The organism is Streptomyces sp. NPDC057877 (genome assembly GCF_042796855.1).
GTDB lineage: Bacteria > Actinomycetota > Actinomycetes > Streptomycetales > Streptomycetaceae > Streptomyces.
In genome coordinates this window covers 103,128-128,067 of sequence record NZ_JBHVMS010000013.1, presented here as the reverse complement: position 1 = coordinate 128,067, position 24,940 = coordinate 103,128, and the positions used below count along the sequence as shown (strand labels likewise).

The following is a 24,940-nucleotide window of genomic DNA, read 5'->3' as shown; positions in this document are numbered from 1 at the left end:
CTCGCTTCCCTCCGTGCGCCTCCTCTCCGCCTCCCTGCCGATCAGAGCCGCTCGGCACCCTGGGAGACGGCTAGGGATGTCCTTCGCATCGGACCGGCGTCGAGCACCACCGCCCGGCAAGGCCGAGCGGGACCACCCGGGGTCCGCACCCCAACCGTTCCCGCAGGACGCTCTCTAGCGCCACCCATCGTCCGCCGGTCCCCTCCAGTCGACCCGCACCCGAGCCCGGCGGACGGTCGCTTGATTCGGGGGTAGTTGACATGGCCACACGGAGGACGGGCGTACACGGCCTGGGCGTCGCCGTAGTGGCGGGCTTCGGCCTGCTGGCAGGAGCCGCCGCCGCGTGGGCCGCGGATCGTCGCTCGCTGCACTCCCTGCGCGTCCGCATGGATCGCCTGGAGGAACAAGTCGCCCACTCGCACCACCACGCCAACCTGGCGAACCAGCAGCATCTGCACTGGGAGCTGCTCAGCAAGGCGATCGACAGCCCGGAACTCGCGGAGGTCCTGGACATCTTCGAGGCCCCGGCCTCGGCGCAGGAACGGCGCCAGTACCTGTTCGCCAACGCCCTGTACACGAACTTGCTCTTCTACTACCGCATCGGCAATCTGAGCCGCGAGGAGTTCTTCGGCAGGGTCCGGGGCCTGTTGCAGAATCCCGTGGTGCGGAACTACTGGTCCGCCACCCGGGGCCAGCGCGCCACGCTCCCCGAGGACTCGGACGAGGCCGAGCTGGGGCGCATGGTGGACGACCTGCTCCGCCAGCTGGACGAGGCCGACTCCGAGGAATGGTGGGTCGTCGGAGAGCCACCGGTCGAGTGACGGCGCACGCCCGAAGAAATCACACGCCCGGGGCATAACGAACAGGTCAAGTCGTCAGTTGTCCCTCACGCCACTGGGGTTGACTCGCGCTGATCGCGTGGAGCGGCCCCACAAGCGTCACTCACGCCGCCGGATACGAGTGCACCCCACGAGGTGTGCCCTTCGCGCCCCGCAGTCGTCGTGCACCACTTCTTCAGTCGTGTTCTTCAGTCGTGAACCAGAGGGAATCAACAGTGAGTCAGATCATCCGTCGGATCGGTGTTCCTCCGAGCGAGCGGGGGAGCACCGGTGGGGGCAATTGCCCCGACATCTTCGAACTGGCCGATGGCAACTTCGCGGTCATCGGTACGGACGCAACGGACTCACTCGACCCGGACCTTCCCTCCGACGCCTCGCGCGCCGACTACGAGCGTATCGTCGTCGTCTCCCGCGAGACCCTGATCCGCGCCAAGGCCGACATCCCGGACGCCTGAGCACTCCGTTCACGGCCCGGCACCCCGACTCGGGGAGCCGGGCCGTTGCCATGCCGGGTGGACACCGGGTCCGCCGTACATTGATTCAATCAATATTGACACCGTCGGAGTCAATCATGGACAGTCGAATCAAGTTGAAGGAGGAAAAGCATGCCCACCCATCACGCCGCATCCACCCCTGTCCATGTACCGCGGGGCCTCGCGGGCGTCGTCGTCACCGAGACCGCCCTGGGCGACGTCAGAGGGCTGGAGGGCTTCTACCACTACCGCCAGTACTCCGCCGTCGACCTCGCGCGGACCCGCAGCTTCGAGGACGTGTGGCACCTGATGGTCCACGGCGAGCTGCCCGACGCCGCGGAGCGGGCCGCGTTCGCCGTCCACACGGCTCGGCTGCGCCGACTGCCCGACGAGGTTCGCGCCGCGCTGCCCGCCGTCGCCGCGGCCAGCGGCCCGTCCGGCCCGATGGCCGGTCTGCGCGGTGCGCTGTCGTTGCTCGGAGCGGTGCGGGGGTTCCGGCCGGTGTACGACATCGACGCCGAGCAGCGCCGCGCGGACACGGTGGCGGCCGCGGCAGCCGTGCCCACCCTGCTGACGGCCCTGTACCGGCTGGGGCGGGGCCTGGAGCCGGTCGAGCCGCGCGAGGACCTGTCGTACGCGGCGAACTACCTCTACATGCTGACCGGTGTGGAGCCGGACGCGCGGCGGGCCAGGGCGATCGAGCGGTACCTGATCTCCACCGTCGACCACGGCTTCAACGCCTCCACCTTCACCGCGCGAGTGATCGCCTCCACGGGCGCGGACGTCGCAGCCGCCCTGGTCGGCGCGGTGGGAGCCCTGTCCGGCCCACTGCACGGCGGCGCCCCCAGCCGCGCGCTGGACACGCTGGACGCGATCGGCAGCCGCGACCGCATCGACGCGTGGATCCGCGGCCATGTGCTCGCCGGAGAGCGCATCATGGGCTTCGGCCACCCCGTCTACCGCACCGAGGACCCCCGCTCCCGCATGCTGCGCGACATCGCCCAGCACATCGGCGGCCCGCTGGTCGAGTTCGCCATGGAGGTCGAGCAGCGCGTGGAGGCGATCCTCGCCGAACTGAAACCCGGGCGCGAACTCCATACGAATGTCGAGTTCTACGCGGGCGTGGTCATGGAACTGTGCGGCCTGCCCCGGGAGATGTTCACCCCCACCTTCGCGGCGGGGCGAGTCGTCGGCTGGAGCGCCAACATCCTGGAGCAGGCGGAGGATTCGAAGATCATCCGCCCGGCGGCACGGTACGTCGGACCGCACGCCCCCGTGGCGGTACCCGCCGTCGCCGCCTGAGGCAGTACACGTACGTCAACGGCGACGCCCGCGCGCGGGGATGCGGGAAGCGCTGCTGGGAACCCGGCTCTCGGTCAGGTGGTCTGCGGTTCGAAGTCCCAGGAAGGGCGGCTGCGGGAGCGGGCCGAGACCGTGTGGAAGTGCTCCGGGCCCAGCGTCCGCGACAGACCGCTCAGAGCGCTCTCCTCCACCCGGTCCGCCTCGTCGTCCTCACCGGTCGAACGCAGGTCAGCCGCCATCGCGACCTGGGCCGAGAGTGTCAGCGGATGGGTGGGCCCCAACGCCTCACGGGCACGGGAGAAGGTCTCCCCGCTGAGGGAGAGAGCCGAGTCGACGTCTCCGACGAGGCTGCGCAGTCCCGAGGCGTTGACGGCGCAGCCCAGGGTCCAGGGATGTCCGCCCCCCAGCCCGCGCGTCATCGTCGCCAGGGCCTCCTCGGCGAGTACCTGCGCCTGCTGCCACTCGCCGACGTCCCGCAGGATGAGGGCGTGGTTGGCGCGGGCACCGGCGGTGTAGGGGTGCTCGGGTCCGAGCAGCCGTTCGTAGTGTCTGCCGACGGACTCGCCGGTCTCGCGCGCCTGGTCGATGTCGCCGTACGCGCGGGCGAAGCAGCTGTTGCCGACGGCGAGCACCAGGGTCAGGGGATCCGTCTCCCCCAGAACACGCTCGCAGCGTTCCAGCGCTCGGGCGAAGAGCACCCCCGCCTCGTCCCTGTCGCCGTTGCGGTAGCGGCACAGCGCCAGGTTGTGCTCCGCGCGCAGGGTCTGCGGATGGTCGGCTCCGATGTGCCGGACGTGATCCCGGGCATTGCGTTCCTGGAGGGCCGCGGCTTCCCGGTAACAGCCGAGCAGCCGCAGGTCGGTGGCCCAGTAGATGCCCGAGAAGAGGGTCCACACGTCGTCCGGGCCCAGGAGTCGCTTCCGGTCGTCCGACGTCTGCCGGTCGATGTCCAGGGCCTCCCGGTAGCGGCCGAGCAGCCGCAGGGAGACGGCCACGTTGTTCCGTGCGGAGAGCAGTTGCTGCGGATCCGCGTCGCCGAGGCGTTCGTAGCCGCGGGCGACCTGTTCGGAGAGGTCCAGCGCCTCGTCGTAGCGGCCGAGGGCCCGCAGATCCGCGGCGAGACTGCCGAGGGCGCGCAGGAACTTCCGCCCGGCAACGGTGCCCGCCGCCGGACGGTATCCCTCGACTGCCGCGCGGCTCACGGCCTCGCTGCGCCGGTACTCGCCGCGCGCCCGCAGCAGGTTGGCGTAGTGGTGATCGAGTGTCCGCAGCGTTTCCCGGGGCACCGCGGCACAGTCCTGCCAGGCGGACCGCGTCTGTTCGGCCAGGCGTGCCCCGGTGCCGTGCTCTCCGGACAGGTAGAGGTAGCGCAGGCAGTTCAGGACCAGCTCATGGCCGATCGGGTCCTCGCCGTCCAGGCTGTCCGCGTGCTCCAGATGCGGGACGATCTCGGCGTAGACCGGCCACAGATCCGTCTCGGCGGGCCGACGGGGATCGGCTTCGGCGAGTGCCCGGCGGGCCACGGCCGCGAACGTCCGCCGGTCCTCGGCGCTCATCTCGCCGCGTACGTTCTGGTGCACCATGCGGTGCACGTACAGGTACACCCTGTCGGGGTCGTCGCGGTCGTACTCCTGACGCACCACCGAGTACTGGCGCAGGTGCTCGATCGCCCCGTTCCACGTCATGGGGTCCGTCAGCAGTCCGGCGATGTGCGGGGGAACCCCGTCCACGGTCACGGTCCTGAGGAGGTGGACGGGCACGGTGCCGGGGGCGAAGAAGGTGCACAGCCGCAACAGGTCCACGGACTCGGGGAAGCTCTCGCGGAGCTTGGCCAGCAGGATCGACCAGGCCGTGCGGAAGGTGAGCGGGAAGTCGGCGGACACCGTGACGGAATCCGCCGTCAGGCCCGTGTTGAGGCGTTCCAGGTACTCCTCGATCGTGAGGTCGGAGTCGCTCAGCCAGCCCGCCGTCTGGTCCAGCAGGAGGGGCAGGTCCCCCAGCGCCTCCGCGAGTTGCCCGGCCTCTCCCTCCGTCAACCGCGGGGCGCGGCTCAGGACGAACGCCACCGACTCGTCCCGGTTGTAGACCGGAACCTCCAGAAGCACGCTGTTGTGTTCGCCCCACGCGGGATTGCGGGAGGTGATCAGAACGTGCCCCGACCCCGACGGCACCAGGTCCGCCACCTGATCGGGTTCGTCGGCGCCGTCCAGGACCAGCAGCCAGCGGGCGAACGGCTTGCCCTTGCTCAGCGCGCCCCGCACCGCGCGCAGCCGCTCGCCGTACTCGGCCCCCGTGGACAGTCCCAGCCGGGGGGCCAGTTCGGCCAGGCTCTGCCGGAAGGTGGACCGTCTGTCGGCGTTGACCCACCAGACCACGTCGTACTCGGAGGCGAACCGGTGCGCGTACTCGGCGGCCAGTTGGGTCTTGCCGACGCCCGGCATGCCGTACAGGGTGACCATGCTGGTACGCAGCATCTGCCCGTAGGCGTCGCTGAGCAGTTGCTCCCGGCCCGTGAACCGGGTGTTCTGCCGCGGCACGCCACGCCACACCTGGGGGACGTCGCCCGGGAAGCGCGGACCGGGTAGCCGGTCCGCGGCGTCGTCCGGCCCCTCGGGCCCGCCGCCCGCCAGACCGAGGCGGGCCAGAAGCAGCCGCTGTGCCTCCTCGGCCCCCACCGCTGTGAGGTCCGGCGCCGAGAACCCCGCCAGGGCGCCGGGCAGGGCGGAGGAGGTGACGCACACGGCGGCGAACCGGTCCTCATGGGGAAGGACCACCTCGCGGACCGCGAGGTCCCACTCCTCGTGGTCGCGCGGCCCCAGTTGGAGGTAGGAGTCGCTGATGACCAGCAGGACCTGCCCGGGTGCGAGCAGGAGGTCGTGCAGGGCGTCGTCGATCCTGATGCCGAGCGACGGGTTCCACCGCTGGTACGCGACCCGATGGCCCTCCCGCTCCAGTCGGCTTCCGATCCAGGTCGCCCAGGCTCCGTTGAATCCCGCGAAGCTGATGGTGACGGTCTGCCGTCCGGACCGGGTCCGGGGCTCCGGTGTCCGGTCGTCGGGCCCGTCTCCCAGGGGCGCGCCCCGGGGCACCGGTCCCGGCTCCGGCTGCCATGGTCCCGTACGCCTTCCGCGGGGTTCCGCCACACCGGGGAGCGGCGGCCGGTGCCCCGTGGACGCGCGTTCTCGCGCCACTGACGCCGGCCTCGCCGCCGGAGCCTGCCCGGCGTCCCGTTCATGGATCTCCGAACGAAGTTCCACCTTGCGGACGGGAACCCCCCACTGGTTGCTGACGGTCAGCCAGACCGAAGCCGTGCCCGTCTCCCGGCCGGTGGACAGCCGAAACCGGGCCGCTCCGTACGTACCGCCGAAGCGGTGCAGGACGACGCTCGGCTCGTCGAGCGCGGTGCAGACGAAGAACGGCGCGCCGTCGAGGACGACGTTGAAGGTGAATTCCTCTTCCGGGTAGGGCCAGGGGGCGGGCGTGCCGTCCTGGGCGGGGAGAGGACCGTGCAGGTCGACGGTGACCAGGTAGTCGCACTCGGTCTCCGCGTGCCGAGGCCATGCCACCACGGGCTCGATCACGAGGGAGTGGTCCGGGAGGGACTCGTCACCGCTCACCGCCCGCTCCCTTCCCGGTGCGGGGACCGCCGTCCGTGACGAGGTGCAGCACGGTCTCCGGGTGTCCGTAGTAGTGGAACATGAAGGCGTACAGAAGCCGCAGAACCCGTTTCTGGCCCACCTGGTCGATCTGACCGTCATCATTGCGGACCGTGGGGATGGCCGCCAGCGAACCGAACTCCCGTACGGCACTGGCACGGAAGAACCTCAGGGTCTCCGGGACGGAGTGCCTGGGGTGGGCCGCCATTTCATGGACGAGCCGCCGCACGAGGACGCGGGACTCCGGATCCCCGACGCCGCCCGCGGTGGCGACGCAGCCGCCCGCGCCCTTGCGCAGGAACAGTTCGGCGAAGCCGCGCAGGGCGTGCTCCCCCTGGGCCCGGTTGTCGACGAAGCGCCCGGAGTGACAGGCGTTCAGACAGACCAAGGCCCCGTCCGTGCGCAGCACCCGCATGTCCTCCCCGTTGAACTCCGCCCAGGTGCGGTCGCCGAGCGACAGGCGCGAGACGGTGGTGCCGTACGTACCGTGGCAGCCCAGGTAGACGAGACCGGTCCGGCGCTCGGACGGGGTGTCGAGCGCTCGCAGGAACGGGGTCATCTCCTGGTGGAGCTGGGACTCGTAAGCGGTGAAGACATGGCGGTCGTCCGCCATGTCCTTGTGGAGGTAGCCCAGGACACGACCGTGGCAGTCCGCCGTCCGGCGCGGCAGGTCGTAGTCCGCGAGGCCCACGTTCAGCCACCGGGCCATGACGAGCAGGGCACCCAGGGGGCCGCCGTCCAGGCCGTGGCGGGCGTCGCCCGGGACCCAGAACAGTTCCCAGGGGAGTTCGTACCCGGTGTCGTCCCACACGAGCAGGCTCAGTTCCCTGCCGTGCCGGGCGCGGATCAGGTTGATCCAGCGTCCGAGTTCAGCCTGGTTGTCGGACCACCACTGGATGGCACGCAGGGTCTCGGACGGGTACTCGCCCTCCCGTCTGACGTTCGAGAGGCTGACCGCGGGGGCCACGAGGCGGGTGGGTCCGGGCACGCAGGTGACGGTGAGATCGCCGCACCAGCCGTCCAGCCGGTACGCCTTCTCGCCCTCCTTCCCGACGGCGCGGACGACGCGCAGCACGGCGAGGCCGTTCTCCAGCCTCGCGTAAGGGGAGGCGGCACCGCTGCCGGTACCGGAGGGCGGCTCGTGCGGGCGGCGCAGGGGCACGACCTCGGCCGGATCGCGGCGGTTCGCCGTCCTCAGGGCGGGCAGGGCCGCCCGCCGAACCATGGAACCGGCCCCCGACAGCCAGCGGGCCCCGCGCTGCGGCTCACCGCTCACTCACCGCTCCCTTCCCCGTCCCGGTCACCGGCTGCGGCGCCGTGCGTCCCTCGATCACGGTGCCGCCCAGCGCGCCAGCCAGGGCGAACGGCAGATCACCGTAGGGTTCGCGGGCCGCGTCGACGACCGCGACGTGCAGCCTCGTCCGGTCCATGGCGCTGATGCGGCCTGCCGCACGGTAGGCGTCCTCCACTCCTTCCGCTCCGACCGGACCACGCAGTCGGCCGGTGTGGCTGGCTCGCAACGGGACGTTCCCCCGGCCATCGGTGACGACGACCAGCCACGCCTCTTCCAGCCCGTTCCCGTGCTGGCGGAAGGCCCGGCGCAGCGCCTGTGCCGCCTGCTCGATACCGTGCGCGAGCGGGGTGGCACGACCGGGCGGCCGGTACAGCGCGGCAAGGACACGGGGGTCCAGGACACTGCGGACGGCGAGGGACTGGGCCCTGAGTTCGTCCGCCGACTCGGCGCTGCCCACCTCGACCAGCTGCACGGCCGCCCTGCCCGTGTACGCCCACTGCAGGAACGGCCGCAGGGCGTCCTGCCAGTCCCAGTCGCCCCGGCAGGTGTGGTCCAGGAGCAGCGCGAGCATGCGTTCGGGCGCGCTGGCCCGGACGTAGCTGTGCAGATCGGCGGGCACGACCGTGAACCGTTCGGCGCGGCGGCGGCGCTGGTACATCGCGGCTTCCCGCACCGTGCGTACGAAGGCGAGATCGGACAGATCCCTGCTGCGGCGCGCTCCGACGGCGACACCTCGCCCCGAGACGGGGCCCGCCGTCCGCTGCCAGGGACTGCGCAGGGGCGCGAAGTCACGCAGCCCGTCCGCCTCGTCCTCGGGATACGGCGTGGCGAGCACGGCCGGGGCACCCCCGGGAGCACGGCCCACTCCCTCGGCGGGCTCGGTCTCCAGGAGCGCGTCGACCGACTCGGGGCTCTGCTGCTGGTGGTGGTCCCTCTTGCGCTGCTCCCGTGTGGTCTCACGCGGTGCCGGGGACGGCGTGGAAAGCCCGGCACTCGCGGGGGCGGCTTCGGGCGCCGAGGGTGACGGCGGGTCCCCGACGGTGAGGCCGATCAGCCGGGCGGCCTCTTCGCTGTGCCGGGCGGTGGCGGCTCCGGCTCCGTCCAGCACGGCCAGGGTGCGCGCGAGCCTGGCCAGCGCGAGTGCCCGGCGTACGCTCGTCTCCGCGTCGAGGAGTTCCCCCACACGGGTGACTGCCTCGTCGGTGACCACGGCCGTGGCGACGTCCTCGTCCCCGGCGGCCCTGGCGGCGGTGGCGAGCCAGCCGGGCGGCAGCGACCCCAGGAGGTCGTGCGCCGTCGGCAGCCGCAGACCGGCGACGGGCAGCCGCAGGGCGAACCGGTCGGTGAGATGGGCGCTGAGCCGTCCGGCGTCCGCGGACCGGCACACGGCCAGCCAGCGCGCCCGTGGCCGGGCCTCGTGGCGCAGCCCGGTGTGCTCGACCACGGCCACGTCGGCACCGAGGAGTTGGACGGCCGCGCGCATCCCCGCGACGCTGAGCCGCGGCAGGTCCGGGACCACCACCAGGGGCGGTGGTCCCGAGCGGGCGTCCGCGCCGATGAGCGGGCCGGGCTCCAGCCGGAAGGAGATGCCGTCCGGTTCCTGGGTGAGGACGGGACGCGACCACAGGTCCTCGTCACGGGTGGTGGCCCCGAGCATGAACGGGGCGCGGGCGGGCTGTGCCGTTCCCGCCAGTACTCCGGCGAAGAGTCGCGCCACGGGGTCGATCAGGCGTGGCTCCAGGTCGAAAAGCAGGACGCCGCAGAGCGCGGGGTCGACGGCGGCGCAGACCAGCACGCGGGCCAGCCGCAGTGCGAGACCGTCGGGTCCGCCGGGTACGGCGTCATCGGGGGTGTCGGCGTCGGTCGGCGCCTCGGTCGGCATGACGGCGGCTCAGGCGGTTTCGAAGAGGTCCTTGATGCGAGCCAGGTCGTCCGGCCCCCATTCGAAGGTCCCTCCGTGGGCGGTCTCCGGCCTGCGATGGCCGAGGGCCATCGGCAGCACCCGCAGCAGATGGCCGGGCCGCACCTCGTCCTCGCCGTCGAGGGCCGCGAGTGCGCGGGCCGCCAGCGTGGCCACGATCTCACCCCGCTGCCCAACGGCGTCGACCCGCTCGGCGGCCTCGGCGCACAACCGGACGACACCCTCCGGGACCCGGGTCCGGGCGATCCTGTCCCGGGCGGCGTCCAGACGGTCCCGGACGGCCTGGTCGTCCCGCTCCGCCTCGGCCAGCCAGGCCGACTCCGGTCGGCCCACCTCCTCCTCGAAGTCCAGCACGGTGCGGATCATGCGACGGCGGGCGTCGATGCCCAGCGGCACGGCGGTCGCCATGAGACCGAAGCGGTCCAGCAACTGCGGCCGCAGGCCGCCCTCTTCGGGATTCATGGTGCCCACCAGGCCGAAGGACAGATGCTTGGCGGTGGCGAGTCCTTCCCGCTGCACGGACAGCACGCCCGTCGAGACGACGTCCAGGATGATGTTGACGAGGTGGTCGTCCAGGAGGTTGACCTCGTCGATGTAGAGCAGCCCCTTCGCGTCCGCCTCCTCCAGCAGCCCGGGCTGGGGCAGCGCCTCCCCGCGCAGCAGCGCGTCCAGCTCCCAGCCGCCGATGACCCGGTCGTCCGTGGCGTTGATGGGGAGGGTGACGGGGAGTTCCGCGTGGGCCATGAGGGTGAAGGCCCGCACCAGGGTGGACTTGGCGGTCCCGCGTGCCCCGGCCATCAGGACGCCCCCGATCCGGGGGGCGACGTGGTTGAGTTCCAACGCCAGCTTCAGGTCGTCCTGTTCCACGACACGGCTGTAGGGAAGGATGTGCACAGCCCCCGTTGCGCGCATCACGAGGCGGATCCCTCCTCGCCTCTTCCTGACGGCGCGCCGGACGTGTGCCAGCGGAAGGTGATCTGCAACTGCGCCTCGGCCCCGCTCTTGACCAGCGCCGCCATCCCCGCGTCGACCTTGATGGACAGCTGCATCTCGATCTCGTCCGGCCGTGTGTCGTGCCCGAGTTCCCCGAACCTCCGCACCGCCTGCACGGCGCACCGGCGGGCCAGGTCCAGCCCGTCGGTGTAGGCGTCGCGAGCGACCTGGACGACGCGCCGCGCCGCGCCGTCCCTGATCTCCTCGTCGTCGTAGATCAGGTCCAGGCCCTCGAGGGCCGTGGCCGGGTGAGGCTCCGTCTCGACTTCGATGGGTATGGGGCCATCCGCTCCCGTCGGGACGGGCCCCACTAAGATCACCACACGCTCCCCCTTATTCGGAATTTTCCTGTCTGTACGGCAGGTTGCGGAGAGGGGTCCTTCCCTGGCGGACTGCGCCTTATGCGCAAGGGCTCATGCGGGTCGTCACGCGATCTGCGGCTCGAAGTCCCAGAAGGGCCGAACCCGCGAGCGGGCGGACACCGTGTGCACATGTTGCTCACCCAGTGTCGCGGCCAGGTCGGACAGCGCCTCCTCCTCGACTTTCTCCGCCTGCCGCCGGTCCCCCGCATCCCTGAGGTCCGCCGCCAGGGCCACACGGGCCGACAGGGTCAGGGGATGGGTTCGCCCAAGTGCCTCGGTGGCCCCCGCGACGGTGTTCCGGCTGAGTTCTACGGCTGCCTCCAGCTGGCCGAGAAGGTTGCGCAGGGCCGAGGCGTCGACGGCGCAGCCGAGCGTCCACGGATGGTGCTCACCCACGGCACTGGTCATGTCGGCCACGGCCTGCTCCAAGAGGGCGTGGGCCTGCTCCCGTTCGCCGACCCCGCGCAGGATCAACGCGTGGTTGGCCCGGGACCCGGCGATCAAGGGGTGGCAGGGGTGACCGTCGGTGTGCGCCATCTCGTAGCGGGCGACGACGGACTCGCTGAGTGCACGCGCCCTGTCCATGTCACCGTGAGCACGGGTGAGGAAACCCAGGCTGGTGGTGAAGATCAACGTCCACGGCTCCGTCTCGCCGAGTACCCGTTCGGCGCGCTCCACTACGCTGGCCAGCAGCGGCCCGGCCTGGCCCCGTTCTCCGCTGCGATACAGGCACAGGGCCAGGTTGTGCTCGGCGAGGAGCGTGTACGGCGCGTCGGGCCCCATGACGGCACGCAGCTCGCGCACGTTCTTGGTCTGGAGGGACAACGCGTCCGGATAGCGGCCCATGAGGCGCAGGTCGGTCGCGCACTGGATCTCCGAGAAGAGCGTCCAAGGATGACGTCCGCGTCCCCCCGCCGCTGTCAGCAGAGCGTCACGCGCCTCCATCGTCCGCCAGTTGTAGTCCAGGGCCTTCTCGTAGCGGCCGAGCAACCGCAGCGAAGCGGCCACGTTGTTCTGCGCGTTGAGGGTGCGCGCGTCCCTGTCTCCGAGAACGTCCCGGTAGGCGGCCAGGGTCCACAGGGAGACGAGGAGTGCCTCGTCATAGCGTGCGAGGCCCCGCAGGTCCGCGCCCAGGCCGCTGGCCGCGCGCAGGTGATCGAGATCGAGGGGACCGCGCTCCTCCCGCAGGTGATCGACCGCGGCCCGGTCAAGGGCTTCCGTACGGACGTAGTCACCGACCGCGCGCGTCAGGTTGGTGTAGTGGTGCGTCAGCTCCCAGATCCGTGGATGGGTGTCGCCGTACCAGTCCCGCCACGCCTTCATGGCACGCTCGCCGAGGGTGATCCCTGCCTCGTACTCACCCGAGAGGTACATGTAGCGCAGGCAGTTGAAGACCAGACGGTGAACCGCCGGGTCCTGACTGTCCAGGACCTCCGCGTACTTCAGGTGAGGAACGATCTCGGCGAAGGCCGGCCACTGGGCGGGGTCGGTCGGTCGGCGTGGGGCGGCGCCCGCCAGGGCACGGCGGACCACGTCGGCGAATTCACGGCGGTCCTGGTCCGGCATGTCGTTCTGGACGATCTGGTGCACCATGCGGTGCAGGTAGAAGGACTCGCCGGAGGATTCCGCGTCGTCGCCGACCGTATCGTGGGACTCGTCACGGATCACGGAGTACTGGCGCAGTTGGTTGACCGCCCGGTTCCATCGCAACGGGTCGTTGAGCAGCCCGGCCACCTGCTCGGGAATGTCCCTCGACAGTTCGTCCAGCGGCATCTCCCTGAGGAGGTGCACAGGGATGAGACCGGGCGCGAAGAACGTGCACAGACGCAGGAGGTCGACGGACTCCGGGACCGTGTCGCGCAGTTTGTTGAGCAGTATGGACCAGGCGGTCTGGAACGCCAGCGGAAAGTCCGCGGAGACCTTGACGACGTTCTGGTCGATGCCGCCTTCGAGGAGTTCGATGTACGCGCCGACCGTGAGGTCGGAGTCGTTGAGCCAGCCCGCCGTCTGGTCGAGCAGCAGGGGCAGGTCCTCCAGAGCATCGGCCAGTTGGTGGGCGTCAGCCTCCGTCAGCCGGGGCGCGCGGCGGCGGATGAACGCCACCGACTCCTCCCGCTCGTAGACCGGTACCTCCAGCATCCTGCTGTTGTACTCACCCCACTCCTGGTTGCGGGAGGTGATCAGCACATGGCCCGGACCGGTCGGCACCAGGTCCGAGATCTGGTCCGGCTCGTCCGCTCCGTCCAGGATCAGCAGCCAGCGTGCGTACCGATCGCCGCGGCGCAGCGAGTCCCGCACCGCGCGCAGCCGTTCGCCGTAGTCCGGCCGGGTGGACAGCCCCAGTTTCGGGGCGAGTTCGGCGAGGTTGCGGCGGTAGGTCACCCGTTTCTCCGCGTTCACCCACCACACCACGTCGTACTCGGAGCCGAACCGGTACACGTACTCCGCCGCGAGCTGGGTCTTGCCCACGCCGGGCATGCCGTACAGGGTGAGCACGCCCGCACCCGGCTCGGCGCTCTCGAGGCGGTGGTAGGCGTCGTTGAGGAACGACTCGCGTCCGGTGAACCGGGTGTTGCGACGGGGTACCCCGCCCCACACCTCGGGCGGGTCGGCCGGGAACCGGGGACCGCGCCGCTCGTTCTCGGCGGAGCGCGGCAGCGGGGCGGTGGGAAGGTCGAGTCTGTCCAGCAGACGTCGCTCCGCCTCGTCGGCGCCCATGTTGGTCAGCTCGACCGCGACGAGGGCGGCGGTGGCCGTGGGCAGGGAGACCGAGGTGGCCGAGGTGACCGAGACCGCGGCGAAACACGACGGGTCGGGCGCGACCACCTCGCGCAAGGCGGTGTTCCACTCCTCGTAGGTGCGGGGGCCCAGTTGGAAGTACCACTCGCTCACGACGATGAGGACCCGGCCCTCGGCGAGCTTCAGGTCCCGCAGGAGGTCCACGAGGGGCGTGTCCGCCGGGGCGTCCCATCGCAGGTACACCACGCGGTGGCCCCGTCGTTCCAGACGGTCTCCGATCCAGGCGGCCCAGGCCCTGTTGAACCCTGCGAAACTGATGGTGATGGTCTGTTTCGCGGCCCGCTTCCCGGCCGGTCCCGCCGACGCGCGAGCTCCAGACATGCAGCAGCCTCCCCGTACGCAGTACGCGATTGTAGAACCCGGACGCGGCGCACCGGGAGGCTTGTACAGGATTCCTGTCCGCGCCCGCAGTCCGCGTTTCTTTCCGCCAGCGCTAACGATCTGCTTCGGTGTCAGAAACTACGGATGCCCCGAGTAGACGTACCCTTCGTCTCCGTAACGCTGTACCCAGAGGTCACGGGCCGCAGTCACGTACGCGGCAGCGCGTGCGGCGTAGCCCTGGGGTACCGGCCGATCAGCCATCTGCGCGAACGTCTCAGCCATCTGGTCCACGAACCGGCGCCCTTGGCGGGTGAGGCACGCTGCCTCCGCGACCGTCGGCAACGCCGCCCTCACCTGCTCCCGGTAGCGGGCGTGTCGGCTCCAGGCGAATTCGCGCTGGACAGGCTGGGAGACGGTGAGCGCGCAGCGCTGGAAGAAGTCCGCGAGCGCCAGATGCGAGTACGTACCCTGCAGCAGGCCGTCGTAGTGACGGGGATCAGGGCGCCACGGCGCCCAGTACCGCTTCTCCTCACCCGCGTGGTGGAGCGCCACCGCCTCGTGGAGAGCCGCCAGCTTGGCGTGCTGAAGCTCGTGGACGATGGTCGCGGCGAAGGTCGCGGCGGTCGGTGGAGTGCTGGTGAGCACGGCGCCGAACGCCTCCCGGCGGGTGCCGCTGCAGCTTCCCCCGGTGCCCGCCTCGGAAGGCGACCGGGGCGGCGCCGACAGCGGGACCAGGCAGCGCAGCAGGGTCACGGCCTCGGTGACGCGGTGCTCACCCCCGGTCCCCAGCAGGTCCGCGGTGCCCTGCCAGGACTCCAGCCAGCGTTTGCGCTCGGCATCGTCGAGGGTGGTCGTGCCGCTGAGCCCGTCGTAGTGGGAACCGGGGGCCACCGAGCGGAACGGGTCGATGTCGTCGAGTTCCACGGGGGCGAACCCCGGCACCAGGGCCGGGAGTGTGTGGACGGGCGTCCACGCGGGAGCGGCCGACGAGGCTCCGGCACCGTGGCTCAGGTGCACGACGGCGTCAGCGGCCCCTCTCTGGCGGATGGTCAGACGACCGCCCCGGTGATCGACGACGACCGGGGTCTCCCCCGCCCCGGCCGTGCGGAACACCCCGAGGGAGGGCAGCATGAGCACGCCGTCGCGGGCCGTCAGCTCCGCCGTGAACGGTATCCCGGAGCGGGCGGCGACCGCGGCGACGAGCGCGCTGAAGTAGGCCAGTTCTCTCCGCAGCACGCGCGCGTCGCGGGACGTGCCCGTGCCCGCTCGCACGGCACGCAGGCAGCTGAGGGCCCACGCCCCCACCATCGGGTAGAAGAGGCGAGCGCGGGCGGGCGACAGGGGTGACCCTCCCGTCCGGTCCCCGTCGGGCGTGGAGTTCCCCGTGATCAGACCGCCCGCGGCCCGGTCCGCCTCCACCAGCAGCCCCCAGTCCTCCCGCAGCCGTCTCCGCGTCGCCGCGGAGCACACCTCCGGGTCCGCTTCCCCCACGGCGTCCAGGACCGCGCGCACGAGGAGCAGGCGACGGACGTGCTGGTCGTGCACCAGGAGAGCGAGGGTGTGCTCGCCGCCTTCGGTGCGGCCCAGTTCGTCCAGGGCTTCGTCCGGAACCACCGTCGTGATCACGGCGTGCCTCCTTCATACGTCCGTACGTCGTCCAGGGCGGTCACCGGGAGACCGGCCGCGCCGAGCCGCTGCGCCACATGCCGGATGAAGCGTTGCAGGTCGGCGCAGTAGACGGACGGGTTGGCGAAGCCGTGACCGGCCCGGTAGCGGTGGGCGTAGTGGCCGCCGCCGCAGACGCCGAGCAGCGGGCAGGCCCGGCAGCTCGCGGCGAGCGCGGCGGCGCCCGCCTGCCGGGCGCGGACGCCCGGGTGCCGCAACGTTTCGTCGAAGTCGTGCCGGAAGACGTCGAGGCCCGTCTCCGCCGCCCCTTCGTAGCAGGACTTCAGGGAGTCCACCTGCTCGATCGTGCCGTCCGTCTCGACGACCACCGCGTCGAAGGGCGCGAGCCCCAGGGACTCCGTCGCGGCGGGCAGCCCCAGCAGCAAGGCCACGGACTCCTCGAAGAGACGGACGCGGGTCTCCCGTCTTCCGGCTCCCCACCAGCGGTCGAAGAGGGCGCACAGCCAGTCTCCGTACGGGGTCCGGCTGTTCCCTCCGGCGTACGGCGCACCCGTGCCGCTCGGGTCCGGTACGGCGTCCGCCGGGCCGGACGTCCGCAGATGGGGCGGCGGGGCCGACCAGTTGCCGTGCGGCAGCAGGAGGTCCAGCGTGGGCGGGCGCAGCGTGAGCAGGGACTCGTACGTCTCCACCGGGTCCGTCGTCGGATCCACGACCGTGAGGATGCCCGCGTACACCTGGGGTCCGTGATCCGCGAGGAGACGTGCCCCGCGCTCGGCCGCCTGCCAGGACGGGCGCCCGGCGTGATCGACACGGAGGGCGTTGTGGGCGGCCGTGCCTCCGTCCAGGCTGATGCCGACGCGGACGCCGTGCCGGGCCAGGGTGTCGAGCGTGCGTCCGGTGAGCAGGGTGGCGTTGGTCTGGATGACGGGGTGGACGGCGCAGACCTCGGGGACGCGGTCCCGCACGAGGCCGGTGAAGCGGACGAGGGTCTCCGTCCCCGCCAGCAGGGGCTCGCCTCCGTGCAGCACGACGGAGACCGCGGGCAGTTGGTGCACGGCCGCGTGCTCCGCGATGCGGAACGCCGTGCGGTCCAGCACACGGTCCGGTGTGGCGGCGGGGCGTTGGCGCCAGCCCTGGTCGGGGCCTTCGTAGAGGTAGCAGTAGCGGCAGGCGAGGTTGCAGCGGCCGTGCATCTTGACGATGAACTGCCGGAAGGGAACGACTCGCCGACTCGACACCGCGGAGGTTCTACGGCGAGACGACACTCCGGCACCCCCAAGACGCGGCCCTCCGGCCGCTCCGTGGCCCCCCTGCCCGTCCGGGACGGCATTCCCGTACGGGAGCGTGGTGCAAACCGCTTCCGCCGAACCCGCATGCTGCCTGCGCGTGACCTGCCGCGACGGAGAGGGCGACGGGAGCCACGCCGCGCCCGCTGTCTCCCTCTCTGCCGAGCCGCCCCGGCTGTCCGCCTGCTCAGCCGTTCCGCCCCGGCTGTCTCCCACGCTGCCGAGCCGCCCCGGCTGTCTGCCTACTCAGCCGAGCCGCCCCCGCTGTCTCCCACGCTGCCGTTCCGTCCCGGCTGTCTCCCACGCTGCCGTTCCGCCCCAGCTGTCTCCCCACGCTGCCGAGCCGCCCCAGCTGTCTCCCCACTCTGCCAAGCCGTCAGAACGCGTTGTTGAATCCCCAGAGCATTTCGTTCGGCCGCATGGCCCGCTCCCTCAGGTCGGCCAGCACCTCGCCCAGCACCGGATGTCGAAGCGTCCTCAGCTCCTCCAGGTCCAGGGCCAGCAGGTCCGGCAGTTCTTCCTGCTGTCCGGTCGTCTCCGCGCCGTCCGAGTCGGCCACGGCCTCCGCCCCAGCGGTGACGCCTTCGCCCCCGGTAACGTCGTCCCTACCACCTGTCTCGCCCCGCATGCCCATCCTTCCGACCACCTTCCGGCGAGCCGGTCACTCCAGCTCCGCCAGCCGCTGCGCTGTCTGCCGGGCACTCGGCTCACCCGTGTCGACGTGGTCCTCGGGCAGCCTTTCCCACTCCGTGCGGGCGGCCCGGTACGCGTCGCGTGCGGCACGCGGACGGGAAGCCGCCTGATAAGAGATACCCCGCCCATGGTGCGCCTGCGCACACAGTCGCACGGCTTCCTGTCGCCGCCCTTCCGTCTCCGGCGCGTCCTCCGCGGCCCGGGCGGCGGCGACCGCCCTTCTGAACGCGTCGATCGCCGCGTCCAGACGCGGTGCCCGGCCCAGACTCTCGTACGCCTCCAGGCGGACCTGGCCGAGTTCCAGCCAACAGCGCGCGGCCGACATCGCGTCCGTGGCCCCGGCGGCCCCGAGCCCGAAGAGATGCTCCGCCTCCCGCAGGTCCACACGGTCGCCCCGGATGCGGTACCGCAGCATCAGGGCACGGCCGAGCAACAGGAGCCGGTGGGCGAGTGCCCCGCTGTCCAGCGCGGTCTCCGCACGGCAGTCGCGCAACACCCGGATCGTCCGGGAGACCAAGTCCCCAGCCGGGGCACCGCCGTGCGCCGACGCCCTGAGCAGCAGGGCCCCACCCCACTCGGCCAGTACGTCCGCGTGGTCGAGGGCGTCGCGGGGCACCTTGCGCGCGGCTTGCCCGAAGCGGTCGGCGGCCTCTTCCAGGTCCCGCGGATCACGTGACTCCGCGTACCGCGCGAGGGCGACATGTCCGGCCCGCACCAGGAGCGGGGCCCGCTGCCCCTGCTCATGAGCGTGCTCCAGTGCCTCGTCGAGCCGGGTCCGCGCCACGCCGAGCCCTTCGCCCGACCTCAGCAGCGCGTCGACGAGATCGAGGACGATCCGGACGCCTTCCCGGGACCGGCCGGTGGTGGGAGCGGAGGCGTACGTCGCCCGGTGCCGTGCCAGCGCGTGGTCCAGCAGGATCGCGGCCCGTGCCGCGTGATGACGACCCTGCTCGGGGTCGGTCGTGGCCCTCGACAGACGCAGGAGGACGCGCCCGTGGGCCAACGGCAGCTCCGGCGGGCGCAGCCGCGGATCCGGCCAGGCGTCGGCGAACGCCTCCAGCATGCCGATCGCGCTCTGGAGCAAGGCGACGTCACCGCCCAGACGCCACTGCTCCTCCAGAGTGCGCACCCGCTCCAGAGCGAACCGCAGGGCGTCCTCGGTGTGCAGGGCAGGTGCCGCGCAGGCCAGGGCGTATTCCTGGTCGGCGCGACGCAACAGGTCAAGGGCTTCCCCGCGGCTGCCGCCGCGCTCGTGGTCCGCCGCGGAAGCCACCAGCACCCGCGCCAGCACCGCCCGTTCCCGCACGGCACGGGGATGTGCGACGGCACGCCCGGCCGCTTCCTCCGCCTCCCGCAACAGACCGGCGCCGCCCTGGACCTCCCACAGGCGCAGCAGGCACTCGGCGTGCGCGGCCCACACACCGGAGCTGACGGCGGCGGACCGGCGGTGCCCCGTGGCCGCGCGCAACAACTGCACCGCGTCCATGAGGTCCTGCACCATGCCGTCCGCCTCGAACTGGGCCACGAGGTAACGCGCTTGGGCCACGGTGGTGTGAAGGGGACGCTCGTCGGTTCGCGTCATCGTCCTGCGTCCCCCGTGCGGTTCCGGTGACGGTACGGAGCCTTCCTGTGCGCGTGCGGCCGCGCGCAGGGTATGAGCGGTGCACCGCTTGCCGCGTACTCAGCCGCCCTGGTCGTCCCTCGGGTCCGACGCCGCGCCCTCCTTGGGGACGGGGTGCGCGACGCCTCACTGGCCGACCAGGACGGGGCGCCGGTCCCGAGCACTGAGCTGAACACCTGGGTCATCACGTCACCTGCCCGAGCGCTCAGTTCCGGCACGGACGGGCGCGACGGTCTCCAGGGCGGGCAACCGGATCGCGCCGAGGCGTCGTTCACCGGCGCGCCGGTGAACGGGCCACCACTCGCCGGACTCGCTCATAGCCTCGTCCTCGCCGTCACTCGTGCACCAGATCAGCCACCTTCGTCCACCGGGTTCGCGCCACCGGCCACGCCACGCATCAAGCTATCGACCGGCCAGGAGCACCACCAGAGGCTCTGACAGGGCTCGTCTCCCGCTCGACGCGTCCTGGAGGGCTGCCCGGAGCACACTCCTGGAGGCACGGGATTCCTCCACGAGATACCCGACGTGGACACGGAGAATGCGCGCGGCTGCCACCTGGCCGAGGGCGCACCACACATCACGGGCGCTTCGGCAAGGGATCAGTGCGCCCCCATAGCGGCTTGATACGACTGTCCATGATTGATTAGCCTGCTTATATATTGACGGAATCAATGTACGAGGGTGGGTCGATACGGTGACCTCCATGCGCGATCAACAACCCGGCCCCGGCCACCCGGAGCGCCGACTGAGCACCAAAGAGGCCGCCGAACTGCTCGGCGTGAAGCCCGCGACCCTCTACGCGTACGTCAGCCGCGGCCAGCTCAGCAGCAGACGCGCGACCGGCGGCCGGGGCAGCACGTTCGACGCCGGGGAGGTCGAGGCGCTGGCCCGGCGCAACAGGCGGGAGGGCGGCGCCAGTACGGGCGGCTCGGGCGGTGAACTCGCGGTGCGTACCCGTATCACCCTCATCGAGAAGGACCGGTACTACTTCCGGGGGGTCGACGCGGTCGAACTCGCCGCCCGGCACTCCTACGAGGAGATCGCCGAGTGGCTGTGGACCGGCAGCCTGCGCCCCGGTGTCACCTTCACCGCGCCCGGGGCCGTCATCGACGCCGCCCGCCGCGCGGTCGACGCGCTGCCCGAACACACCGCCCCCACCGACCGGTTGAGGGTCGCCGCGATCGCCGCCGCAGCCGCCGACCCGCTGCGCTTCGACCTGTCCGAGGAGGCCGTGCTCGGCACCGCGCGCACCCTCATCCCCACACTCGTCGCGGCGCTGCCGCCGGTACGGCTCACCCACCGCGACCAGGGCCCGCTGGCCCCCCGTCTGTGGGGACGGCTCAGCGGGCGCACGGCCGACGAGGCGTCCCTGCGCGTCCTGGACACCGCGCTGGGCCTGCTCGTCGACCACGATCTGGCCGCCTCGACGCTCGCGGTACGCGTCGCGGCGTCGGCCCGCGCCCACGCCTACGCGGCCGTCTCCGCCGGGCTCGGCGTGCTCGAGGGCCCGCTGCACGGCGCGGCCAGCGGACTGGCCCACCGGATGCTGCTCGACGTGCTCGACCAGGGCGACGCGGCACCGGTGATCGCCGAGGAGTTGCGGGCGGGGCGGCGCATCCCGGGACTCGGCCACCGGCTCTATCCGGGCGAGGACCCACGCGCGCGTGCCCTGTTCGCCCTGCTGGACGACCTCCCCCACGCCGCGCCCGCGCTCGCCGCGGCCCGCGACATCGAGGCCACCGCGGCCCGCCACACCCCGCTGCACGCCAACGTGGACCTGGCGCTCGCCGTCCTCACCGCCTCCTGCGGCATGCCCGCCACGGCAGGCGAGACGATCTTCGCCGTGGCGCGCACCGCGGGCTGGATCGCCCACGCCCTGGAGGAGTACGGGGAGCGCCCCCTGCGGATGCGTCCGAGCGGGCAGTACGTCGGTCCTCGGCCGCCCCAGCCGCTGCCCCCGATCGAGCCGGAGGCAGACCGGGCCTGAACTGGACAGGAGTGGGAAACCCGGACCGGGACACAAGGACACCGGAAGTCACTCCCGATCAACTCAGGTTAGGCTCACCTCTGTGAGTACGTGCGCGACCGTCTCCCGCGACCTAGACGAGCCCGTTTCCGGCACCGCGGCCACGGCGACCACCTGGTTGCTGCTGGAGCAGCCCGGCCCGTGGGGCCCGCGCGCGCTGACCTCCAGCCACCTGGACCCCGCCCTCGGCCGGGCCCTGGAGGCGGCGGCCAAGGGCACGGGAGTACGGGTCGCGCTCATCCGCCGCCCCGGACGGCACGCCGACTCCGGCACCCCGGCGGAGCGCCAGGTGTACGCGGCGCACACGGTGCCGGGCAACGTCTGGCTGCACTCGGCCACCACCTCCGACCCGGGCGACCTGCTCGACCTCGACTTCACCGCCCTCGGCGAGGGCGACCACCGCACCTTCGGCCGGGCCCTGCGGGGCCGCCCCCACACGGGCGACCCGCTCGCGCTCGTCTGCACCAACGGCAAGCGCGACCGCTGCTGCGCCCTGCTCGGCCGCCCGCTGGCCGCCGAACTCGCCGCGTCCGAGGTGCGGGGCGTCTGGGAGGTCACTCACCTGGGCGGACACCGCTTCGCGCCGACGGTGCTGGTCCTGCCGTACGGATACGCCTACGGCCGCGCGGAGGCGCACACCGTCAAGGCGGTCCTGCACGGCGTGCGGGAGGGCCGGATCGTCGTGGAGGGGTGCCGCGGCAGCTCCGCGTGGGAGCGGCCCGGCCAGGCGGCCGAGCTGGCGGTGCGCACGGCGACGGGCGAGTACGCGGCGGGCGTCCTGAGCGTCGTACGGACGGAGGACGCCGTACGGACGGAGGACGCCGTACGGACCGACGGCGCGGCACCTCGCTGGGAGGTGACCGTGGCGCACGTCGACGGGCGCCGCTGGCGCGTCCTGATCGCCCAGGGCGCGTCCCTGCCGCCCCGGCCCGAGAGCTGCGGCACGGCGGTGCTGGGCTCACCCGCGCGGATGGACGTGGTGGCGGTCCGCGAGCTGGCGACGGCGGCGCTGGCGAGCTGAGGGTCCGGAGCTGGCACTGATGACACGCGCGAGCTGAGGGTCCGGAGCTGGCACTGATGACACGCGCGAGCTGAGGGTCCGGAGCTGGCACTGGTGACACGCGCGAGCTGACCGTCGCGGCGTTGAGACCGGGCCGCGCTCGCGAGCTGACCGCCGCGGTGCGGAACCCCTCGTTCAGGATCCGCGCCACATCCTCTTCGACCGCGCGCCTCCAGCACGTACCGTCATGGCCATGAGCCGCACCACCCCCGTACGCCGCCTGCGCCTCGGTCTGCCCCGCCGGGTGTTCTCGCAGGTGCTGCTGATGCAGGTGGCGATCGCCGCGGGAGTCGCGGTGCTCGCGACCGGGCTGTTCCTCGCGCCCCTCAGTGACCAGCTGGACGACCAGGCGATGCGCCGGGCCCTGGCGATCGCCCAGACCACCGCGGCCCAGCCACGGCTCGCCGAGGAGGTCACGAGCACCCCGCCGACGGCAGACGGGCCGGTGCAGCGGGAGGCGGAGCGGATCCGGGAGGCCACGCGGGCGGAGTACGTCGTCGTGATGGACGCGCGGGGCGTGCGCTGGTCGCACACCGAGCCCGCGCAGATCGGCGGACACGTCTCGACCGACCCCAGCCAGGCGCTGGCCGGGCGGGAGGTCATGCAGATCGACGAGGGCACCCTCGGCCGCACCGCGCGCGGCAAGGTCCCGCTGCGCGACGGGGACGGCGACATCGTCGGCGCGGTCTCGGTCGGCATCGCGTACGACAGCGTGCGCGCCCGGCTGATCCACGCGATTCCCGAGCTGCTGGCGTACGCGGGGGGCGCACTGGCGGTCGGCGCGCTGGCCGCCTGGCTCATCGCGCGCCGGGTCCAGCGGCAGACCCATGACCTGGCCTTCTCGGACATCGCGGGGCTGCTCGCGGAGCGCGAGGCGATGCTGCACGGCATCCGCGAGGGCGTCGTGGCCCTGGACCGCGGCGGCAGGATCCGGCTCCTGAACGACGAGGCGCAGCGCCTGCTGAGCCTCGGCGAGGAGTCCGTGGGCCGCTCCCCGGACGAGGCGCTCGGCGCGGGCCGCACCGCCGACGTGCTGGCCGGGCGGGTGACCGGCACCGATCTGCTCACCGTCCGCGGCCAGCGCGTCCTGGTCACCAACCGCATGCCGACCGACGACGGGGGCGCGGTCGCCACGCTGCGCGACCGTACCGAGCTGGAGCAGCTCGGCCGGGAGCTGGACTCGACGCGCGGCCTGATCGACGCCCTGCGCGCCCAGGACCACGAGCACGCCAACCGGATGCACACCCTCCTCGGGCTGCTGGAGCTGGAGATGTACGACGACGCCGCCGCGTTCGTCGGGGAGGTGGTCGGCGAGCACCGGGCCACGGCGGAGGAGGTCGCCGAGCGGATCGGCGATCCGCTGCTCGCCGCGCTGCTGGTGGGCAAGGCCACCGTCGCCGCCGAGCGCGGGGTCGCGCTGCGCGTGTCGGACCGCACCCGGCTCCCGGACCGGCTGGTCGATCCCAGAGGGCTGGTCACGATCGTCGGGAACCTGGTGGACAACGCCCTCGACGCCGTGGCGGGCACGCCGCACGCGCGCGTGGAGGCCGAGTTGTGCACCGAGGGTCGTACGGCCGTGCTCACCGTGCGGGACACGGGGCCCGGAATCCCGGCCGCGCAGCGTGAGTTGATCTTCACGGAGGGCTGGTCCACCAAGCAGTCGCCCGCGCACCGGGAGCGCGGCATCGGGCTGTCGCTGGTCCGCAGGCTCGCCGAGCGGCAGGGCGGCAGCGCGACGGTGGGTGAGGCGGCGGGCGGCGGCGCCGAGTTCACGGTCGTACTGCCGGAAGCCCTGGCCGAACCGGAACCCGCGCTCGCCCTTCCGTCGACGGGGCGGGCCGCAGCTGAGGAGGGGGCGGGATGATCGAGGTCCTGGTCGTGGACGACGACCTCAGGGTCGCGCGGGTCAATGCCGCGTACGTCGAGAAGGTTCCCGGCTTCCATGTCGCCGGGGAGGCGCACAGCGCGGCCGAGGCGCTGCTGCGGCTGGCGGAACTACCCCGGGTGGACCTGGTCCTCATGGACCACTACCTGCCCGACGACACCGGCCTCACGGTGGTCCAGGAGATGCGTCGGCGCGGCCACCAGACCGACGTGATCATGGTGACGGCGGCCCGGGACGTGGCGACCGTACAGGCGGCGATGCGGTACGGGGCGCTCCAGTACCTGGTCAAGCCGTTCGCGTTCGCCGGTCTGCGCGCCAAGCTGGAGGCGTACGCACAGTTGCGGCGGGCCCTCGACGGCGGCGGCGAGGCCGAGCAGGCCGAGGTGGACCGCATCTTCGGCGCCCTGGCCGCCCCGACCGAGCCCGGCCTGCCCAAGGGCCACTCCCCCACCACCGCCGAACTCGTCCGCCAGTCCCTGATGAACGCCGAGGGCCCGCTGTCCGCCCAGGAGATCGCCGAACGCACGGGGGTGAGCCGCCAGACCGCCCAGCGCTACCTGAAGCTCCTGGAGCGCACCGGACGGGCCACACTGACCCTGAAGTACGGCGACGCGGGCCGCCCGGAACACCGTTACGTGTGGGCGACCCGCGCCTGAGGACACGGCCCATGGGGGCGGGGGGAAGGAACCGTGCCCTCCTCCCCTACGGATCCCGGGCCGCCGTGTCTCGCCGTCCCGACGGATCTCCACCGACTTTTCCTACGGCTCCCAGGCCGCCCGCGTG

At 72.2% G+C, this 24,940-nt stretch carries 18 protein-coding genes; 7 read left to right on the top strand and 11 right to left on the bottom strand.

Features of this window, described 5'->3' with window-relative positions; translation table 11 throughout:
• Window positions 1–260 precede the first annotated feature (260 nt).
• The 3 genes from ACFVQG_RS33740 (at window position 261) to ACFVQG_RS33730 (ending at window position 2,614) form a co-directional block, all read left to right on the top strand.
• A complete protein-coding gene (locus ACFVQG_RS33740; protein WP_383390970.1) occupies window positions 261–821 on the top strand; it encodes a DUF6082 family protein in 561 nt (186 codons plus the stop codon).
• A 233-nt stretch (window positions 822–1,054) separates the two neighbouring features.
• Entirely contained in the window at window positions 1,055–1,294 is a 240-nt protein-coding gene (locus ACFVQG_RS33735) for a hypothetical protein (protein WP_383390967.1), read from the top strand.
• Between the two features lie 150 nt (window positions 1,295–1,444).
• Window positions 1,445–2,614, top strand: a complete 1,170-nt coding sequence (locus tag ACFVQG_RS33730; protein WP_383390964.1) for a citrate synthase — start codon at window positions 1,445–1,447, stop codon at window positions 2,612–2,614.
• A 74-nt stretch (window positions 2,615–2,688) separates the two neighbouring features.
• Here ACFVQG_RS33730 and fxsT (ACFVQG_RS33725) read toward each other — a convergent pair whose 3' ends face one another.
• From fxsT (ACFVQG_RS33725) to ACFVQG_RS33675, 11 genes are all read right to left on the bottom strand, one after another.
• Window positions 2,689–5,685: an FxSxx-COOH system tetratricopeptide repeat protein gene (gene fxsT / locus ACFVQG_RS33725; RefSeq protein ID WP_383391337.1), complete on the bottom strand. Its 2,997-nt coding sequence runs from the start codon at window positions 5,683–5,685 to the stop codon at window positions 2,689–2,691.
• Window positions 5,686–6,220: 535 nt separating this feature from the next.
• Window positions 6,221–7,546 (bottom strand): CHAT domain-containing protein, encoded by a 1,326-nt coding sequence (locus ACFVQG_RS33720; protein WP_383390962.1) that lies wholly within the window; start codon window positions 7,544–7,546, stop codon window positions 6,221–6,223.
• Entirely contained in the window at window positions 7,536–9,446 is a 1,911-nt protein-coding gene (locus ACFVQG_RS33715) for a magnesium chelatase (protein WP_383390960.1), read from the bottom strand. The genes ACFVQG_RS33720 and ACFVQG_RS33715 overlap by 11 nt, the downstream gene beginning before the upstream one ends.
• A 9-nt stretch (window positions 9,447–9,455) precedes the next feature.
• Complete coding sequence (locus ACFVQG_RS33710) at window positions 9,456–10,352, bottom strand: AAA family ATPase (protein ID WP_383390957.1); 897 nt, start codon at window positions 10,350–10,352, stop codon at window positions 9,456–9,458.
• Between the two features lie 44 nt (window positions 10,353–10,396).
• Window positions 10,397–10,801 carry a CU044_2847 family protein gene (locus ACFVQG_RS33705; RefSeq protein WP_383390955.1) on the bottom strand — a complete coding sequence of 135 codons (405 nt, stop codon included), beginning with the start codon at window positions 10,799–10,801 and terminating at the stop codon, window positions 10,397–10,399.
• 102 nt (window positions 10,802–10,903) lie between these two features.
• Window positions 10,904–13,960, bottom strand: coding sequence for an FxSxx-COOH system tetratricopeptide repeat protein (fxsT, locus tag ACFVQG_RS33700; protein ID WP_383390953.1), 3,057 nt, complete (start codon window positions 13,958–13,960; stop codon window positions 10,904–10,906).
• Between the two features lie 138 nt (window positions 13,961–14,098).
• Window positions 14,099–15,586 carry an HEXXH motif domain-containing protein gene (locus tag ACFVQG_RS33695; protein WP_383390951.1) on the bottom strand — a complete coding sequence of 496 codons (1,488 nt, stop codon included), beginning with the start codon at window positions 15,584–15,586 and terminating at the stop codon, window positions 14,099–14,101.
• A complete protein-coding gene (locus ACFVQG_RS33690) occupies window positions 15,583–16,779 on the bottom strand; it encodes an FxsB family cyclophane-forming radical SAM/SPASM peptide maturase (RefSeq protein ID WP_383391335.1) in 1,197 nt (398 codons plus the stop codon). The genes ACFVQG_RS33695 and ACFVQG_RS33690 overlap by 4 nt, the downstream gene beginning before the upstream one ends.
• Window positions 16,780–17,248: 469 nt before the next feature.
• Entirely contained in the window at window positions 17,249–17,431 is a 183-nt protein-coding gene (fxsA, locus tag ACFVQG_RS33685) for an FxSxx-COOH cyclophane-containing RiPP peptide (protein ID WP_383390947.1), read from the bottom strand.
• A 102-nt stretch (window positions 17,432–17,533) separates the two neighbouring features.
• Window positions 17,534–19,147 carry a hypothetical protein gene (locus tag ACFVQG_RS33680; protein WP_383390944.1) on the bottom strand — a complete coding sequence of 538 codons (1,614 nt, stop codon included), beginning with the start codon at window positions 19,145–19,147 and terminating at the stop codon, window positions 17,534–17,536.
• A 228-nt stretch (window positions 19,148–19,375) separates the two neighbouring features.
• Window positions 19,376–19,504 carry a hypothetical protein gene (locus tag ACFVQG_RS33675; protein WP_383390941.1) on the bottom strand — a complete coding sequence of 43 codons (129 nt, stop codon included), beginning with the start codon at window positions 19,502–19,504 and terminating at the stop codon, window positions 19,376–19,378.
• 385 nt (window positions 19,505–19,889) lie between these two features.
• On the opposite strand from ACFVQG_RS33675, the gene ACFVQG_RS33670 reads away from it, so the two are divergent.
• The 4 genes from ACFVQG_RS33670 (at window position 19,890) to ACFVQG_RS33655 (ending at window position 24,813) form a co-directional block, all read left to right on the top strand.
• The gene (locus ACFVQG_RS33670) at window positions 19,890–21,173 is read left to right on the top strand and encodes a citrate/2-methylcitrate synthase (RefSeq protein ID WP_383390938.1); all 1,284 of its coding nucleotides are present in this window, start codon (window positions 19,890–19,892) and stop codon (window positions 21,171–21,173) included.
• Between the two features lie 82 nt (window positions 21,174–21,255).
• Window positions 21,256–22,233 (top strand): sucrase ferredoxin, encoded by a 978-nt coding sequence (locus ACFVQG_RS33665; RefSeq protein WP_383390936.1) that lies wholly within the window; start codon window positions 21,256–21,258, stop codon window positions 22,231–22,233.
• 232 nt (window positions 22,234–22,465) lie between these two features.
• Complete coding sequence (locus ACFVQG_RS33660) at window positions 22,466–24,136, top strand: ATP-binding protein (RefSeq protein ID WP_383390933.1); 1,671 nt, start codon at window positions 22,466–22,468, stop codon at window positions 24,134–24,136.
• A complete protein-coding gene (locus ACFVQG_RS33655) occupies window positions 24,133–24,813 on the top strand; it encodes a response regulator (RefSeq protein WP_383390931.1) in 681 nt (226 codons plus the stop codon). The genes ACFVQG_RS33660 and ACFVQG_RS33655 overlap by 4 nt, the downstream gene beginning before the upstream one ends.
• The last annotated feature ends 127 nt before the right edge of the window (window positions 24,814–24,940 follow it).